Genomic DNA, 14,303 nt, shown 5'->3' on the forward strand with positions numbered 1-14,303 from the left:
GTTTCAACTAGGGTTGAGAAATGGAAAAGGCTGAGCAGGAAACATTCTTCAGCATTCTGCCCAAATGGCTTGGGCGATTTGTCAGCGTCATAAATGTCTTTTTGGCAATAGGTCTGATTTATTTATTTTCATCAAGGAATATACAGCACCCATCTGAGGGCTGGAATTGGACGGATTTTGTTACCATATTATTGGGGGTGGCGACCATAGTTCTTGCCGCTCTTGGGTCGTTAATAGCGGTAGCTGCCTTATGGGGGTATCAGCAGATTCAGAAAGGTGCCGAATCTCGAAGCGTCAAGGCTGTCGATAGGTATCTACACTCGGAGGAGTTTGAACGTCAGCTCGGAAATATCATTAACGAACAACTGGAAAAGCGTGGGGCACTAAGAGCCGTCGAGGAGGGGATCGCGGCGCCAACAGAGCAAGAGCCCAAGGGATCGGAGAAGGATTGGAGTGACTGACATGTGGCTGGACCCTCGCGAGGAAGAGATCGTCAAGCGGCATCAGCAAATCTACCCGGTTAAGGTGGGTGCGCTCGCTCGCGACTTAGGCCTTACCGTTCGTGAAGTTGATATGTCGGATGAAATTTCGGGATCATTAAGGAGTGAAGAGGGGAAGTGGGTTATCCGTGTAAATAGGAGGCACGCAAAAGTACGTCAAAGATTTACTGTAGCCCATGAAATCGCCCACTATTTGCTACATCGCGATAGGATTGGTCTAGGGCTTACCGATGACACATTTTATAGAAGCACACAATCAGACTCTGTCGAGCGTGAGGCTAATCGTTTGGCGGCGGATATTCTCATGCCATGGCACCTTGTGCATAAAGCTACGGCACACGGCACTCGCGATCCTGAGGCCTTGTCCCAGGCTTTCGAGGTATCTGAGGCGGCAATGTCGATTCGTCTGGGGCTTCCCGCGTAAAACAGCTTTCCTTAGGTTGTTGTCGCCCGTAAACTTCTAATCGCATCAGGCGATTGGGGGTGGAATTGTTCCCGTGGTCTTCCGATAAACGACGATATTTTCCTCTGCTCCATGCGATGGGGGCGGACCTGAAAGGTTTCAGCCAGCTCCCCAAAGGCGATAGCGCCTATCTAATGCCCATCATTCCGCTCGCACGGGTGCCCAATGCGAAGAGGTTCCAGAACACTCTTGATAAAGTTAGAACGGGCTTGAATGGGGTTGGAGAGGTCTTTATCGCAGATATCGGTGACAAGATTGGGCTTGAGCTTCCTGCCGTCGAGATGGAGGAGGTTCATAAGGTTTTTCGCGAATTATCGGGGGCAGCCGGTGGCTTTCTAGCTTGGCGCCAGTTTATCCGCGAAAACCCCGATATGATCCCTGTTCTTCGCTTTGGGTCGGCGGCGGACTTGCTGGCCCAGGTGGAAGATTTTGCAGATTTGGGGCGAGGCATGGTTCTCCGCATAAGGTCTTCGCGCCATCAAGGTGTCGGCATGACAGCGGCGCCGGCAATCCAATATTTGGCTCGCCGAAATAAGCTCGATCACCTCCTGATTGTGGTTGATCTGGAACACATTGATGAACCTCTGGCCCCTGCCGCTATGGCGGCGGGACTTGTTCGCACTCTTATTGCGGCTGCCGGTAATAGGCGGGTTAACGTTGCGATTTCTGCAACCAGCTTTCCGCTTGAGCTTAAGGGGGTTGCAGAGGAAATTATCCGCTATCCAATCAAGGAACGTATACTTCATCACGAGTTTGAACGGATACTTGGTCCGGGTGCTGTTAACCTCTTCTACTCCGACTATGGTTCGGCAAGGACGCGTGCGGACGAAGAGAAAGGGGGGAAGGGGTACCCCCGGATTGACTATGCTGCTCGAAATCGCTGGCCCTCAAATCGTCAGAAAGGCGGCCTTCCGGAAGCTCACGGATTTCAGGCTGCGGCGAACAAGATCATGGCCACCACCGATTGGGTCGAGGAATTGGATATCTACGGCGCCAATATGATCAGGGAGGCGGCTGACGGTCTGCTCGAAAAGCGGAAATACGCCGGATTTTGGGTCTCTGCTCGCATTAATCTTCATCTTCACCGCCAAGCTCACTACTCCTCTACGGATGCGGAATTTTTGGGCACCGAGGGTGAGTGGGAGGATTGATTTAGCTTACATATGGCCTTACATATAAGGGCTGCTGATTTTATATATTGTTATATTACATATAGTTGCTAGATAAAATTTAGTGCTTCCCAAGCTTACGATGAGGGTTTGATTCCCTTCACCCGCTCCAACGCTTTCCCGAAGATTTGTCCGTAAGAAGTCCGAGGTCAGCCGGCCATGCGCTGGGAGGGCTGGGCGGCTTCCTGGCGGCCCATGTGGTCGATCCAGCGCCGGGCCAGGTTGACCAGGACGCGGCGTTCCAGGGCGTTGGGGGTGCCGCTGCGCCAGGCTTCGAGCAGGCGGCGGGCCGAGGCGGCGATGGCGAGGTGGTCACTGCGCGGCGGCGTGTCGTGGGCGAAGTGGGCGTCGATGCTTTGCGCCAGGGATTCCAGCGCCTTTCCCATCACCTCGGGCGGAGCGCCGACCCGGCAGGCCACGTCGATTTCATTGAGGATGCTGATCACCTGCCGATGCTCTGCATCGGCCAGGGCATTCCCCACTGAAAACCGAGTGTCCCAGATCGCGATCATCTCCGTCTTCCCCGAATTCACCCTTCCTTAAAGAGTGCCTCGGCAAGCCCGCGATGTTGAGGGGGGAAACGGGTAGTGGGGCGGTCCGGCCGGAGGAGGGGAGCCCTCTCTCCGGCTAGGCCTTATTATGCTTCCGGTTATTCGGCGGCGGCGATGCGGTCGCGGCCCACCGGATGGGTGAGGCGGGACAGCATTTCCTTCGGGATAACCTGCCAGAAGCGCGGCACTTCGCGGTCCCAGTCGGCCAGCAGCGATTCCGCCCAGGCCGAGCCGGTGACGGCGGCGTGTTCCTGCACCAACGCCTTCAGCACGCCTTCCCAATGGGGCGTCTCGAGGCGTTGCCAGATGACGCTTTCGGGATTGACGCGACGCGCGAAGCTGCCGTCGGCATCGTAGACGAAGGCCATGCCCCCGGTCATGCCGGCGGCGAAATTGGCGCCGACGGGCCCTAAGATCACGGCGGTGCCGCCGGTCATGTATTCGCAGCCGTTGGAGCCGCAGCCCTCGATCACCGTCTCGGCGCCCGAGTTGCGCACGGCGAAGCGCTCGCCCGCCTGGCCGGCGGCGAACAGCTTGCCGGCGGTGGCGCCGTACAGCACCGTGTTGCCGATAATGGTGTTGAGGTTGCTCTTGAGATTGGAGGCCACCGGCGGGCGCACGATGATGGTGCCGCCCGACAGGCCCTTGCCGACGTAATCGTTGGAATCGCCGAACACTTCCAGGGTCAGGCCCTGCACCGCGAAGGCCCCCAGGCTTTGCCCCGCCGAGCCGCGCAGGCGCACGGTGACGTGGCCGGGGGCCAGCCCGGTCATGCCGTGGCGCTTGAAGATCTTGTGGCTGAGTTTGGTGCCGATGGCGCGCTGGACGTTGCGGACATTGTAGTCCAGCTGCATCTTCTCGCCGTCTTCCAGCGCGGGCTTGGCGTCGATGATCATCTGGGCGTCCAGGGTGTCGGGGACCTCCTGGCTCTTGTCCTCGACGCAATAGCGCGGGAAGCCGCCGGTGTCGGCCTGGGCCAGCAGCGGGTTCAGGTCCAGGTCGTCCAGGTGGCTGGCGCCGCGGCTGACCTGGTGCAGCAGATCGGCGCGGCCGATGACCTCGGAGAGGCTGCGTACGCCGAGGCTGGCCAGGATTTCGCGCACCTCCTCGGCGATGAAGCTGAACAGGTTGACCACCTTCTCCGGCGAACCGGTGAACTTTTCGCGCAAGGACAGGTCCTGGGTGCAGACGCCCACCGGGCAGGTGTTGGAATGGCACTGACGGACCATGATGCAGCCCATGGCCACCAGGGACGAGGTGCCGATGCCGAATTCCTCGGCGCCCAGCATGGCGGCGATGACGATGTCGCGCCCGGTCTTCAGGCCGCCGTCGGTCCTGAGCTTCACCCGGTGGCGCAGACGGTTGAGCGTCAGCACCTGATGGGCCTCGGACAGCCCCAGTTCCCAGGGCAGGCCGGCGAACTTGATGGAGGTCTGGGGCGAGGCGCCCGTGCCGCCCACATGGCCGGAGACCAGGATGGTGTCGGCCTTGGCCTTGGCCACGCCGGCCGCCACGGTGCCGATGCCGGACCGCGAGACCAGCTTCACCGTGACGCGGGCATGGGGGTTGATCTGCTTCAGATCGTAGATCAGCTGGGCCAGGTCCTCGATGGAATAGATGTCGTGGTGGGGCGGCGGGCTGATCAGCATGACGCCGGGGGTGGCGTGGCGCAGCTTGGCGATCTCCACCGTCACCTTGAAGCCGGGCAGCTGGCCGCCCTCGCCGGGTTTGGCGCCCTGGGCCACCTTGATCTCGATCTCGCGGCACATGTTGAGGTATTCGGCGGTGACGCCGAACCGGCCGCTCGCGATCTGCTTCACCGCCGAATTGGCGTTGTCGCCGTTGGGGCGCGGGCGATAGCGCTCGCGGTCCTCGCCGCCCTCGCCCGACACCGACTTGGCGCCGATGCGGTTCATGGCGATGTTGAGCGTGCCGTGGGCCTCTGGGCTCAGGGCGCCCAGGCTCATGCCGGGGGTAAGGAAGCGCTTCCTGATCTCGGTGATGCTTTCCACCTCGTCCAGGCTGATGGGGGCGCCGGCGGGCTTGAGATCAAGAAGGTCGCGGATGGTGATGGGCGGCAGCTTGCGCATGCCGTCCGAGTACTTCTTGTAGGTGGCGTAGGAATCGGTGGCCACCGCCATCTGCAGCAGGTGGATCAGGCTGCCGTCGAAGGAATGGGCCTCGGAGCCGCGGCGCATGCGGTAGAAGCCGCCGATGGGCAAAGCGGGAACCGAGCCGCCGAAGCCGGTGGCGTGCTGTTCCACCGTCTTCTTCTGGATGCCAACCAGGCCGATGCCGGAGATGCGGCTGGTCATGCCGGGGAAGAACTCGGCCACCAGGGTGCGCGACAGGCCCACCGCCTCGAAATTGTAGCCGCCGCGATAGGAGCTGACGATGGAGATGCCCATCTTGGCCATGATCTTCAACAGGCCCTGGTCCAGGGCGTACTTGTAGCGCCGCACGCATTCCTCGAGCGGCATGGAGCCGAACAGGCCCCGGCGCTGGCGTTCCGCGATGGCTTCCTGGGCCAGATAGGCGTTGACCGTGGTGGCGCCGACGCCGATCAGCACGGCGAAGTAATGCACGTCCAGGCACTCACCCGAGCGCACGTTGAGCGAGGTCCAGGTGCGCAAGCTTAGCCGCACCAGATGGGAATGGACGCCGCCGGCGGCCAGGATCATGGGGATGGCGGCTTTGGCTTCGCCCACGCCCTCGTCGGTGAGGATCAGGTGGGTGCAGCCGCCCCTGACCGCCTCTTCCGATTCGCGGCGCACGCGGGCCAGGGCGTCGCGCAGCGCCTCGATGCCGCCCTTGGGGTCGAAGGTGCAGTCGATGGAGGCCGCCGCCTCACCCATGTATTTGCGCATGGCGGCGAATTCGGCGTTGGACAGCACCGGGCTTTCCAACTGCAGCAGGTCGCACTGGCTCTCATCCTCGTCGAGGATGTTGCCCAGATTGCCCAGCCGGGTGCGAAGCGACATCACGCGGGACTCGCGAAGGGAATCGATGGGCGGATTGGTGACCTGGCTGAAGTTCTGCTTGAAGAAGTGGTGCAGGCCGCGATAGCCCGCCGACAGCACCGCCAAGGGCGTGTCGTCGCCCATGGAGCCCACCGCCTCCTTGGCGTCCTCGACCATGGGGTGGAGGATCAGCTCCATGTCTTCCATGGTCATGCCATAGGCGGCCTGACGGCGCTTCAGCTCGTCCGAGGACAGCTCGGCCGGCTCGGGCGCGCCGGTCCGCACCAGGGAATCCAGTTCGGTGATGCGCTTGACCCAGGCGGAGTAGTTGCGGCGCGACGACAAAAGGTCCTTGATCTCGCCGTCACGGTAGAACTTGCCGGCGTCGAGGTCGATGGCGATGGATTGCCCCGGTCCGACGCGGCCCTTTTCCACCACGTCGCAATCCTTGACCTTCACCATGCCGGTCTCGGAGCCCAGAATCAGCAGGCCGGTCTTGGTGATGGTGAAGCGCATGGGGCGAAGGCCGTTGCGGTCGACGCCCGCCACCGCCCATTGGCCGTCGGTGGCGCAGATGGCGGCCGGGCCGTCCCACGGCTCGATCACCGAATTGCAGTAGCCGAAGAAGGTGCGGTGCGCTTCCGGCATCAGGGCGTTGGAGCCCAGGCTCTCGGGGATCAGCATCTGCTTGACCAGCGGCGCGGGGCGCCCGGCGCGGCACATCACCTCGAAGACGTTGTCGAGTGCGGCGGAATCCGAGCCGCCCGGCTGGACGATGGGCTTCACATCGTCCATGGAGGCGCCGAACACCTCGTGCTCCATGCGCGGCTCGTGGGCCTTCATCCAGTTGATGTTGCCCGTCAGCGTGTTGATCTCGCCGTTATGGGCCAGCATGCGGAAGGGCTGGGCCAGACGCCAGGTGGGGAAGGTGTTGGTGGAATAGCGCTGGTGATAGATGGCGAAGCGCGAGACGAAGCGCTCGTCCAGCAGGTCGGGATAGAAGCTGGTCAGCTGCTCGGCCAGGAACATGCCCTTGTAGATGATCGAGCGGCACGACAGCGAGCAGATGTAGAAGTCGGTGATGTGGCTGGCCAGAACCCGCTTCTCGATGCGCCGGCGGATGACGAACAGGTCGGCCTCGAAGCGTTCCTCGGGCGTGCCCAGCGTGTTGGCGATCATGATCTGCTCGATCTCGGGCCGGGTCGCGTTGGCCTTCTCGCCGATGATCGACACGTCGACGGGCACCTGACGCCAGCCATAGATGGAATAGCCGAAGTTCAGGATCTCGGTCTCGACGATGCAGCGGCAGCTTTCCTGTGCCCCCAGATCGGTCTTGGGCAGGAACACCTGGCCCACCGCCAGGCGGCCGGCGGCCACGGCATGGCCGGTGCGGGCCACGTGGTCCTTGAAGAAGTCCTGGGGGATCTCCACGTGGATGCCGGCACCGTCGCCGGTCTTGCCGTCGGCGTCCACCGCGCCACGGTGGAACAGCACCGACAGCGCCTGGATGCCGGCCTCGACCACGTCGCGCCGGGGCTTGCCGTCCAGCGCCGCCACCATGCCGACGCCGCAGGCGTCATGCGGGCGGGTGTCGATGCCTGCGGATTCCAGCTTGGCGGCGTTCTCCAGATACTCGGCAACGAATTGCTCGCCGTGATTCCGGGACATGGTGCTCTCCTTCAACTTTTCGATCTCGTCACCCCCGGACTTGATCCGGGGGTCCATGGATGGTCGGGTCAAGCCCGGCCATGACGAAGAAATTCGTTACTCCGCCGCCTGGGCGGACTTGGCGCTGACGTAGCGGTGAATGGCCTCGGCGGCGTCGCGGCCGTCCTTGATGGCCCAGACCACCAGCGAGGCGCCGCGCACGATGTCGCCGGCGGCGAAGACGCCGTCCAGGCTGGTCATCAGGGCGGAATCGGCCTCGACGGTGCCCCATTTGGAGACCTTGAGGTCGGAGGCCCCGAACAGGGCGGGCATGTCCTCCGGGTCGAAGCCCAGCGCGGCGATGACCATGTCGGCGGGAAGCGTGAAGCCCGAGCCTTCGATGGCCACCGGGCTCTGGCGGCCCGAGGAATCGGGCATGCCCAGATGCATGCGCACGGCCTTGACGCCCTCGGCCTTGCCCTTGCCGGTGACGGCTTCGGGGGCGGCCATCCAGACGAACTCGACGCCCTCCTCCTCGGCATGGGCCACCTCGCGCTGGGAGCCGGGCATGTTGGCCCGGTCACGGCGATACAGGCACTTCACCGACTTGGCGCCCTGGCGGATGGCGGTGCGCACGCAATCCATGGCGGTGTCGCCGCCGCCGATGACCACCACGTTGCGGCCCTTGGCGTCGAGGCCTTCGACCTTGTCGCCCAGGTCGCGGCGATTTTGGGCGATCAGATAATCCAGCGCGGCGTGGACGCCCGGCAGGTCCGAGCCGCTGATGCCCAGCGGCTTGGCCTTGTAGACGCCGGTGGCGATCAGAACCGCGTCGTGGCGGGAACGCAATTCGGCGAAGGAGACGGTCTTGCCGATCTCCACTCCGGTCTCGAAGCGGATCCCTGCCTCGGTCAGCAGGCGGATGCGGCGCTCGACCACGTCCTTTTCCAGCTTGAAGCCGGGAATGCCGTAGATCAAGAGGCCGCCCATGCGGTCGTGGCGGTCGTAGACGGTGACGGCATGGCCCTTGCGGCGCAGGGCCTCGGCCGCCGCGAGGCCGGCGGGGCCGCCGCCGACGATGCCCACCGAGCGTCCTGATTCCGCGCCGGGCAGCATGGGCTTGACCCATCCTTCGGCGAAGGCGGTCTCGGTGATGTGCTTTTCCACCGCCCCGATGGTGACGTTGCCGTGGGTGGATTGCTCCAGCACGCAATTGCCCTCGCACAGGCGGTCCTGGGGGCAGATGCGGCCGCAGATCTCGGGGAAGGTGTTGGTGGCCGACGAGACGGCATAGGCCTCCTCCAACCGGTCCTGGGCCACCAGCATCAGCCAGTCGGGGACGTTGTTGCCCAGCGGACAGTGGATGGAGCAGAAAGGAATGCCGCATTGCTCGCAGCGCGACGCCTGCTCGCCGGCCCGCTCGGGGGTGAAGGCGGTGCTGATCTCGCCGAAATCCTTACGACGTTCGGCAGGGCCGCGCTTTTCGGGCTGGCGCTGATGGAGATGGGTGAACTGCAGCATCTTGCGGGGCATGGCATATCCTCGAACCCTGGGGTCGGGGCGGAAAAATATGTCAGAAACCATGACCGATCAACGAAAATCGGTTAAATAGGTCAGTTTTAATGTCCTAAATCAAAATAGGCCGCCCACAGCGGAATTTGCATTCAAAGGAATGTGCGAAGGCGGGTCAAATTATAGTACCGTTTCGGACCTTTCCGATTCCCTTCCGAGTCGCGGGCCTCGGTGCTATAAGGGGGCAGCCGCATACGGGGGGCACCCGAGTGACGTTCCTGGAAGTCCTGGTCGTGGCCCTGATTCAGGGGCTGGGAGAGGTATTGCCTCTCGGTGCTGCCGGTTATCTGGCGGCGCTGCCCCATCTTGCCGGGACACCGGAAGGGCGGTCGGCCCTGTCGGTGGCGGCCCATGCGGGCACCCTGCTGGCGCTGATGGCCTATTTCTGGCGCGACGTCTGGGCCATGAACGTCGGGTTGTGGCGTCTGGCCAAGGGCAAGCCGGATTACGGCTCCTATCTGCTGCTGCATGTCCTGGTCGGCACCGTGCCCGCCGCCATCGCCGGCTGGCTGTTGCTGGAGCGGTCGCACGGGTTGGTGGGGCCGACCGGCGCGGCGATCGTGCTGATCGCCGGCGGTGTGCTGCTGTGGATTTGCGACAAGCTGGGCGTCACCGTGCGCCGGGTCGAGCATATGGGCTGGTTCAGCGCCGCCGGGCTGGGCGTCCTGCAGATTTTCGCCCTGGTGCCGGGCGTGTCGCGCACCGGCATCACCATCACCGCCGCCCGCCTGCTGGGCTGGGAGCGCCAGGCGGCCATCCGCTTTTCCATGCTGCTGGCCATGCCCCTGATCCTGGGGCACGGCATCAAGACCTTCTGGGGGCTGGCCCACCACACCCAACTGGTGTTTTCCAGCGACCTGCTCATGGCCATGGTCACGGCCGGGCTGGTCTCCCTGGTCGGCCTGGCCGCCATGATGGCCTGGGTCGGGCGCAACACCTTCGCGCCCTTCGCCGTCATCCGCATCGGCTTCGGGATCGCCATCCTCGGGCTGGCTTACTGGGGCTAGTTCAGGCCGCTCAATTGGTCAGCGCATAGACCACGGTGCGGGCCACGTCGGCGATCACCAGATCGCGGCGGTTGGCGGGCAAGGTGGTGTCGGTGAGATAGGCGGCGATCAGCACCACTCCCCGCCCGGCGAGGCGGAAGGCGCCGATGTCGTTGGTGCTGCCGCGCTCGCCCGATCCGGTCTTTTCCGCCGCCCAAGCGCCCTCCGGCAGGCTGGCCCGCAGCCGCCGGTCACCGGTCCGGTTGGCCGCCATCCAGCCCACCAGCCGGGCGCGTCCGGCGGGCGACAGGGCGTCGCCCAGCATCAGCTTCTCCAGGGTGGCCAGCATGGCGGCCGGCGTGGTGGTGTCGCGCGCGTCGCCCAATGCCGCCTCGTTCAACTCGGGCTCGACGCGGTCCAGGCGGGTTTCGGCATCCCCCAGGCCGCGCAGATACCCGGTCACCGCTTGCGGTCCGCCCAACAGGCGCAGCAGCAGGTTCATGGCGGAATTGTCGCTTTGGGTCAGGGCGGCCTCGCACAGCTCGGCGACGGTCATGACGCCGCCCACCCGCCGTTCCACCACCGGCGACCACGACACCAGATCGGCGGCGGCGACGGGGATCTGCCGTTCCAGCCAACCGCCCTCGGCGTCGTGGCGGGCCAGGGCCGCCGCGACGGTGGGCACCTTGCCGGTGCTGCACAGGGCAAAGCGTTCGTCGGCACGATGGCCGGCGGTCTCGCCCCGCTCCACGTCCTTGACCATTACGCCCAGGCGGCCGCCGCTGTGGTATTCCAACTCGGCCAGGGGGGCGGCGAGGCGCAGATACAGCTCCCTGGCCCGCAGCGATGTCCCGGACAGCAGCAGCGCGCCGCCCGAGGCCAGGGCGGCGATCAGGCGGCGGCGCGAAAGGGTGGTCACGGCGGGCCCTTAGTAGGCGTATTCGCGGAAGATGGGATCGACCGAGCCCTGCCAGCGGGTGGCATAGGCCTCCAGCATGTCCTCGGCGGCGGTCCTGCCGCTTTGCGCCACCGCTTCGATGGGGTCGAGATAGATGCTTTCGTCGCGGCCCGAATCGTTCAGGCGGTTGCGGGCCTTCAAACCCTTGGAGGCCAGGGCCAGCACGTCTTGCGCCACCTCGCGCACGCTCCGTCCGCCGATGGTGGCGGCCAACCCTTGTGCGGGCACCGCGGCGCGCAAGGCCTCGCGCTCTTCCGCCGTCCAGTCCTTGACCAGCTCCCAGGCGCCGTCCAGGGCGGCATCGTCGTAGAGCAGCCCGGTCCACAAAGCGGGCAGGGCGCACAGCCGCCGCCACGGCCCGGCGTCGGCGCCGCGCATCTCCAGGAACTTCTTCAGGCGCACGTCGGGGAAGGCTGTGGTCAGGTGGTCGGCCCAGTCGCCCATGGTGGGCAGCTGGCCGGGGAAGGCGGGCAGCTTGCCCGCCATGAAGTCGCGGAAGCTTTGCCCGGCCGCGTCGATGTACTTGCCGTCGCGGTAGACGAAGTACATAGGCACGTCCAGCATCCAGTCCACATAGCGCTCGAAGCCCATGCCGTCCTCGAAGGCGAAGGCCAAGCCGCCGGTGCGGTAGCGGTCGGTGTCGGTCCACACGTCGCCCCGGGCCGAGACGAAGCCCGAGGGCTTGCCGTCCACGAAGGGCGAGGCGGCGAACAGCGCGGTGGCGACGGGCTGCAGCGCCAGCGAGACGCGCAGCTTCTTCACCATGTCGGCTTCCGAGGCGAAATCCAGGTTCACCTGCACCGTGCAGGTGCGCAGCATCATGTCCAGGCCCTTGGTTCCCACCTCGGGCATGTAGCGGCGCATGATCACGTAGCGGCCCTTGGGCATCCAGGGAATGTCGCCCCGGCCCCATTTGGGCTGGAAGCCGACGCCCAGGAAGCCGATGCCCAGCCGCTGGGCCACGTGCTTGACCTGGGCCAGGTGGTGGGTGACCTCGGCGGCGGTCTGGTGGATGTTTTCCAGAAGGCCGCCCGACAGTTCCAGCTGTCCGCCCGGCTCCAGGCTGATGGCGGCGCCGCAATGGTCGAACAGGGCGATGACGTTGTCGCCCTCGAACACCGGCTCCCAGCCCAGCGCCGCCAGCCCGTCCAGCATGGCCTTGACGCCGTTGTCGCCGTCATAGGGCAGCGGCTTGAGGTCCTTGGCGCAAAAACCGAACTTTTCGTGCTCGGTTCCGATGCGCCAGGAGTCCTTCGGCTTGCACCCGGATTCCAGGTACTCGACCAGCTGGTGCTTGCCGGCGATGGGCTCGCCGCTGGGCTTGGCGGGTGCGGACATGGGCGGAATTATCCTACTGAGCGACTGGGGAGCCCCAGCAAACGACAGCGCGCATCGGGGCGTCAAGCGCCGAATCCGCGCCCCTGACCGCAATAAGGTGTTGCGGAAGGGGCCCCGGTACGTTTACGTCACTGCACTATGCTGCAAGTTTGTTCCGGTGCCCCATGATGAAGATCATCCGCGCGAAGCTGCATGGCATTCGCGTCACCAATGCCGACCTCAACTACCACGGCTCGATCACCCTTGATCCCGAGCAGTGCGAGATGGCCGGCATCTATCCCATGGAATTCGTCGACATCTGGAACAAGAATTCGGCGGCGCGAATCTCCACCTACGTCATCTTCGGCGAGCCGGGCTCGCGCTGCTGCGTGCTGAACGGCGCGGCGGCGCGCACCTGCCAGAAGGGCGACGAGCTGATCATCGCGGCGTCCGCCGACATCTCGGGGCCGGAAAAGCTTTACGAGATCAAGCCGCGCATCCTGACCTTCCTGCCCGACAACCACGTGGACCAGGTGCTGTACTACGACGTCTTCCGAAGCGAGAAGCGCCCCTACGACTTCCGCATCGTCGACGCCGACAAGCACACCATCGAAAGCTGCCACACCTGGCCCAACGTGGACGTCTTCAAGGTCCGCTCCGATCTGGCGGCCAAGGGCTGGAGCGAGGCCGAGATCGATTCCTTCATCGCCTCGCACTTCTCGCTCTAGACCATGAAGCCGGCGGTCGTCCTGCTCTCCGGCGGTCTCGATTCCGCCACCGTGCTGGCCATCGCCAAGGCCGAGGGCTTCGCACCTGCCGCGCTGACCTTCCGCTACGGCCAGCGCCACGCCGTGGAAATCCGTGCCGCCCAGCGGGTGGCCGCCGCCATGGGGGTGGGCGACCACCGCATCGCCGACATCGATCTTCGGGTGTTCGGCGGCTCGGCGCTGACGTCGGACATCGCGGTGCCCAAGGGCGACCTGGACGAGGCGATCCCGGCGGGCATTCCGGTCACCTACGTGCCGGCGCGCAACACCATCATGCTGTCCTTCGCGCTGGCCTTCGCCGAGGTGATCGGCGCCGCCGACATCTTCGTCGGCGTCAACGCCGTGGACTATTCCGGCTATCCCGATTGCCGCCCCGACTACATCAAGGCGTTCGAGGCCATGGCCAACCTCGCCACCAAGGCGGCGGTGGAGGGAACGCCGCTGCGGCTGCACACCCCGCTGATCGACCTGACCAAGGGCCAGATCATCCGGCGCGGTCTCGATCTCGGGGTGGATTATTCCATCACGTCCACCTGCTACGACCCCGATGCCCAGGGCCGCGCCTGCGGCCATTGCGATTCCTGCCGGCTCCGCCTCAAGGGCTTCGCCGAGGCCGGTCTGTCCGACCCGGCGGAGTACGGGCCATGAGATGGGCGGCGCCCGCCGTCCTCGCCCTGGCCATCTGGCTGGCGGCGGGACCGGCCGCCGCCGCCGATCTCCACGTCATCTCGCAGATTCAGGGCGACCATCTCAGCATCAGGGGCTTCCAGGTGGTGCGCGAGGCCTATCGCCGCATCGGGCTGGAGGCGGTGGCCGATATCCGCCCCAACGAACGCGCCATCATCTCGGCCGATACCAGCGACACCGACGGCGACACCATGCGCATGGCGGGGCTCGAGCCCCGCTATCCTCATCTGGTCCGGGTGCCCGAGCCGGTCCTGACCTTCGATTCCGTCGTCTTCACCGCCGGGATGACCTTTCCGGTGACCGGCTGGGAGAGCCTGCGTCCCTACAGCATCTGCGTGGTCCGGGGCTTCAAGCTGGGCGAGACGGCCACCCAGGGAATGACCCGCGAACTGGTCTCCACCAACGGGGCGGCGCTGCGCATGGTCAAGGCCGGGCATTGCCAGGTGGCGGTGCTGGGCGAGGCGGTGTGGCTGCTGGTTGACGAGTTGAAACTGGGGCCGGTCCGGGCGCTGAGCCCGCCGGTGTCGATGTCCCCGCTTTACCACTACGTCAACGCCCGCCACGCCCATCTGGTTCCCAAATTGGCCGAAGCCCTGGCGGCCATGCGCCGGGACGGGAGCATCGACGGCATCCTGGCCGCCGACCGGGCGGCCGTCCAGGCGGCCCGCGAGCGCAATTCGTTCAGGGATTGATACGGAATCCGAATTATCAATTCGGATTCCGTAT

The 14,303-nt window shown here is 64.8% G+C and carries 12 protein-coding genes; 7 read left to right on the forward strand and 5 right to left on the reverse strand.

Going from position 1 to position 14,303, the window contains the following annotated elements:
- The first annotated feature begins 20 nt into the window (after window positions 1-20).
- From XM1_RS05985 to XM1_RS05990, 3 genes are read left to right on the forward strand one after another with little or no spacing between them, the layout of a single operon-like run.
- On the forward strand, window positions 21-461 hold the full coding sequence (locus XM1_RS05985) for a hypothetical protein (protein WP_068431223.1): 441 nt from the start codon (window positions 21-23) through the stop codon (window positions 459-461).
- Between the two features lies 1 nt (window position 462).
- Complete coding sequence (locus tag XM1_RS23120; RefSeq protein WP_082700394.1) at window positions 463-924, forward strand: ImmA/IrrE family metallo-endopeptidase; 462 nt, start codon at window positions 463-465, stop codon at window positions 922-924.
- A 59-nt stretch (window positions 925-983) separates the two neighbouring features.
- The gene (locus XM1_RS05990; RefSeq protein WP_156428655.1) at window positions 984-2,114 is read left to right on the forward strand and encodes a hypothetical protein; all 1,131 of its coding nucleotides are present in this window, start codon (window positions 984-986) and stop codon (window positions 2,112-2,114) included.
- A gap of 167 nt (window positions 2,115-2,281) precedes the next feature.
- Here XM1_RS05990 and XM1_RS05995 read toward each other — a convergent pair whose 3' ends face one another.
- The 3 genes from XM1_RS05995 to XM1_RS06005 form a co-directional block, all read right to left on the reverse strand.
- Window positions 2,282-2,644: a hypothetical protein gene (locus XM1_RS05995; protein WP_068431227.1), complete on the reverse strand. Its 363-nt coding sequence runs from the start codon at window positions 2,642-2,644 to the stop codon at window positions 2,282-2,284.
- A gap of 137 nt (window positions 2,645-2,781) precedes the next feature.
- A complete protein-coding gene (gene gltB / locus XM1_RS06000; RefSeq protein ID WP_068437559.1) occupies window positions 2,782-7,311 on the reverse strand; it encodes a glutamate synthase large subunit in 4,530 nt (1,509 codons plus the stop codon).
- 96 nt (window positions 7,312-7,407) lie between these two features.
- Window positions 7,408-8,823, reverse strand: a complete 1,416-nt coding sequence (locus tag XM1_RS06005) for an NAD(P)-dependent oxidoreductase (RefSeq protein WP_068431231.1) — start codon at window positions 8,821-8,823, stop codon at window positions 7,408-7,410.
- Between the two features lie 248 nt (window positions 8,824-9,071).
- On the opposite strand from XM1_RS06005, the gene XM1_RS06010 reads away from it, so the two are divergent.
- On the forward strand, window positions 9,072-9,869 hold the full coding sequence (locus XM1_RS06010) for an undecaprenyl-diphosphate phosphatase (protein WP_068431234.1): 798 nt from the start codon (window positions 9,072-9,074) through the stop codon (window positions 9,867-9,869).
- 10 nt (window positions 9,870-9,879) lie between these two features.
- On the opposite strand, the gene bla is transcribed toward XM1_RS06010, so the two are convergent.
- A complete protein-coding gene (gene bla / locus XM1_RS06015; RefSeq protein WP_068431237.1) occupies window positions 9,880-10,767 on the reverse strand; it encodes a class A beta-lactamase in 888 nt (295 codons plus the stop codon).
- Window positions 10,768-10,776: 9 nt separating this feature from the next.
- Complete coding sequence (locus tag XM1_RS06020; protein WP_068431240.1) at window positions 10,777-12,144, reverse strand: glutamate--cysteine ligase; 1,368 nt, start codon at window positions 12,142-12,144, stop codon at window positions 10,777-10,779.
- 164 nt (window positions 12,145-12,308) lie between these two features.
- On the opposite strand from XM1_RS06020, the gene XM1_RS06025 reads away from it, so the two are divergent.
- Genes XM1_RS06025 through XM1_RS06035 form a run of 3 tightly spaced genes read left to right on the forward strand, consistent with a single transcriptional unit; the run spans window position 12,309 to window position 14,269 of the window.
- The gene (locus tag XM1_RS06025; RefSeq protein ID WP_068431243.1) at window positions 12,309-12,851 is read left to right on the forward strand and encodes an aspartate 1-decarboxylase; all 543 of its coding nucleotides are present in this window, start codon (window positions 12,309-12,311) and stop codon (window positions 12,849-12,851) included.
- A 3-nt stretch (window positions 12,852-12,854) separates the two neighbouring features.
- Window positions 12,855-13,538 carry a 7-cyano-7-deazaguanine synthase QueC gene (queC, locus tag XM1_RS06030; protein WP_068431246.1) on the forward strand — a complete coding sequence of 228 codons (684 nt, stop codon included), beginning with the start codon at window positions 12,855-12,857 and terminating at the stop codon, window positions 13,536-13,538.
- On the forward strand, window positions 13,535-14,269 hold the full coding sequence (locus tag XM1_RS06035) for an ABC transporter substrate-binding protein (RefSeq protein ID WP_068431249.1): 735 nt from the start codon (window positions 13,535-13,537) through the stop codon (window positions 14,267-14,269). The genes queC and XM1_RS06035 overlap by 4 nt, the downstream gene beginning before the upstream one ends.
- The last annotated feature ends 34 nt before the right edge of the window (window positions 14,270-14,303 follow it).

It is taken from the genome of Magnetospirillum sp. XM-1 (genome assembly GCF_001511835.1).
Taxonomy (GTDB): domain Bacteria; phylum Pseudomonadota; class Alphaproteobacteria; order Rhodospirillales; family Magnetospirillaceae; genus Phaeospirillum.

Excerpts from the sequence above, each read along its gene's own strand:
- XM1_RS05985 (WP_068431223.1), top strand. The coding sequence starts at position 21 with ATGGAAAAGGCTGAGCAGGAAACATTCTTCAGCATTCTGCCCAAATGG.
- XM1_RS23120 (WP_082700394.1), top strand. The coding sequence starts at position 463 with ATGTGGCTGGACCCTCGCGAGGAAGAGATCGTCAAGCGGCATCAGCAA.
- XM1_RS05995 (WP_068431227.1), bottom strand. The coding sequence starts at position 2,644 with ATGATCGCGATCTGGGACACTCGGTTTTCAGTGGGGAATGCCCTGGCC.
- gltB (WP_068437559.1), bottom strand. The coding sequence starts at position 7,311 with ATGTCCCGGAATCACGGCGAGCAATTCGTTGCCGAGTATCTGGAGAAC.
- XM1_RS06005 (WP_068431231.1), bottom strand. The coding sequence starts at position 8,823 with ATGCCCCGCAAGATGCTGCAGTTCACCCATCTCCATCAGCGCCAGCCC.
- XM1_RS06020 (WP_068431240.1), bottom strand. The coding sequence starts at position 12,144 with ATGTCCGCACCCGCCAAGCCCAGCGGCGAGCCCATCGCCGGCAAGCAC.
- XM1_RS06025 (WP_068431243.1), top strand. The coding sequence starts at position 12,309 with ATGATGAAGATCATCCGCGCGAAGCTGCATGGCATTCGCGTCACCAAT.
- queC (WP_068431246.1), top strand. The coding sequence starts at position 12,855 with ATGAAGCCGGCGGTCGTCCTGCTCTCCGGCGGTCTCGATTCCGCCACC.
- XM1_RS06035 (WP_068431249.1), top strand. The coding sequence starts at position 13,535 with ATGAGATGGGCGGCGCCCGCCGTCCTCGCCCTGGCCATCTGGCTGGCG.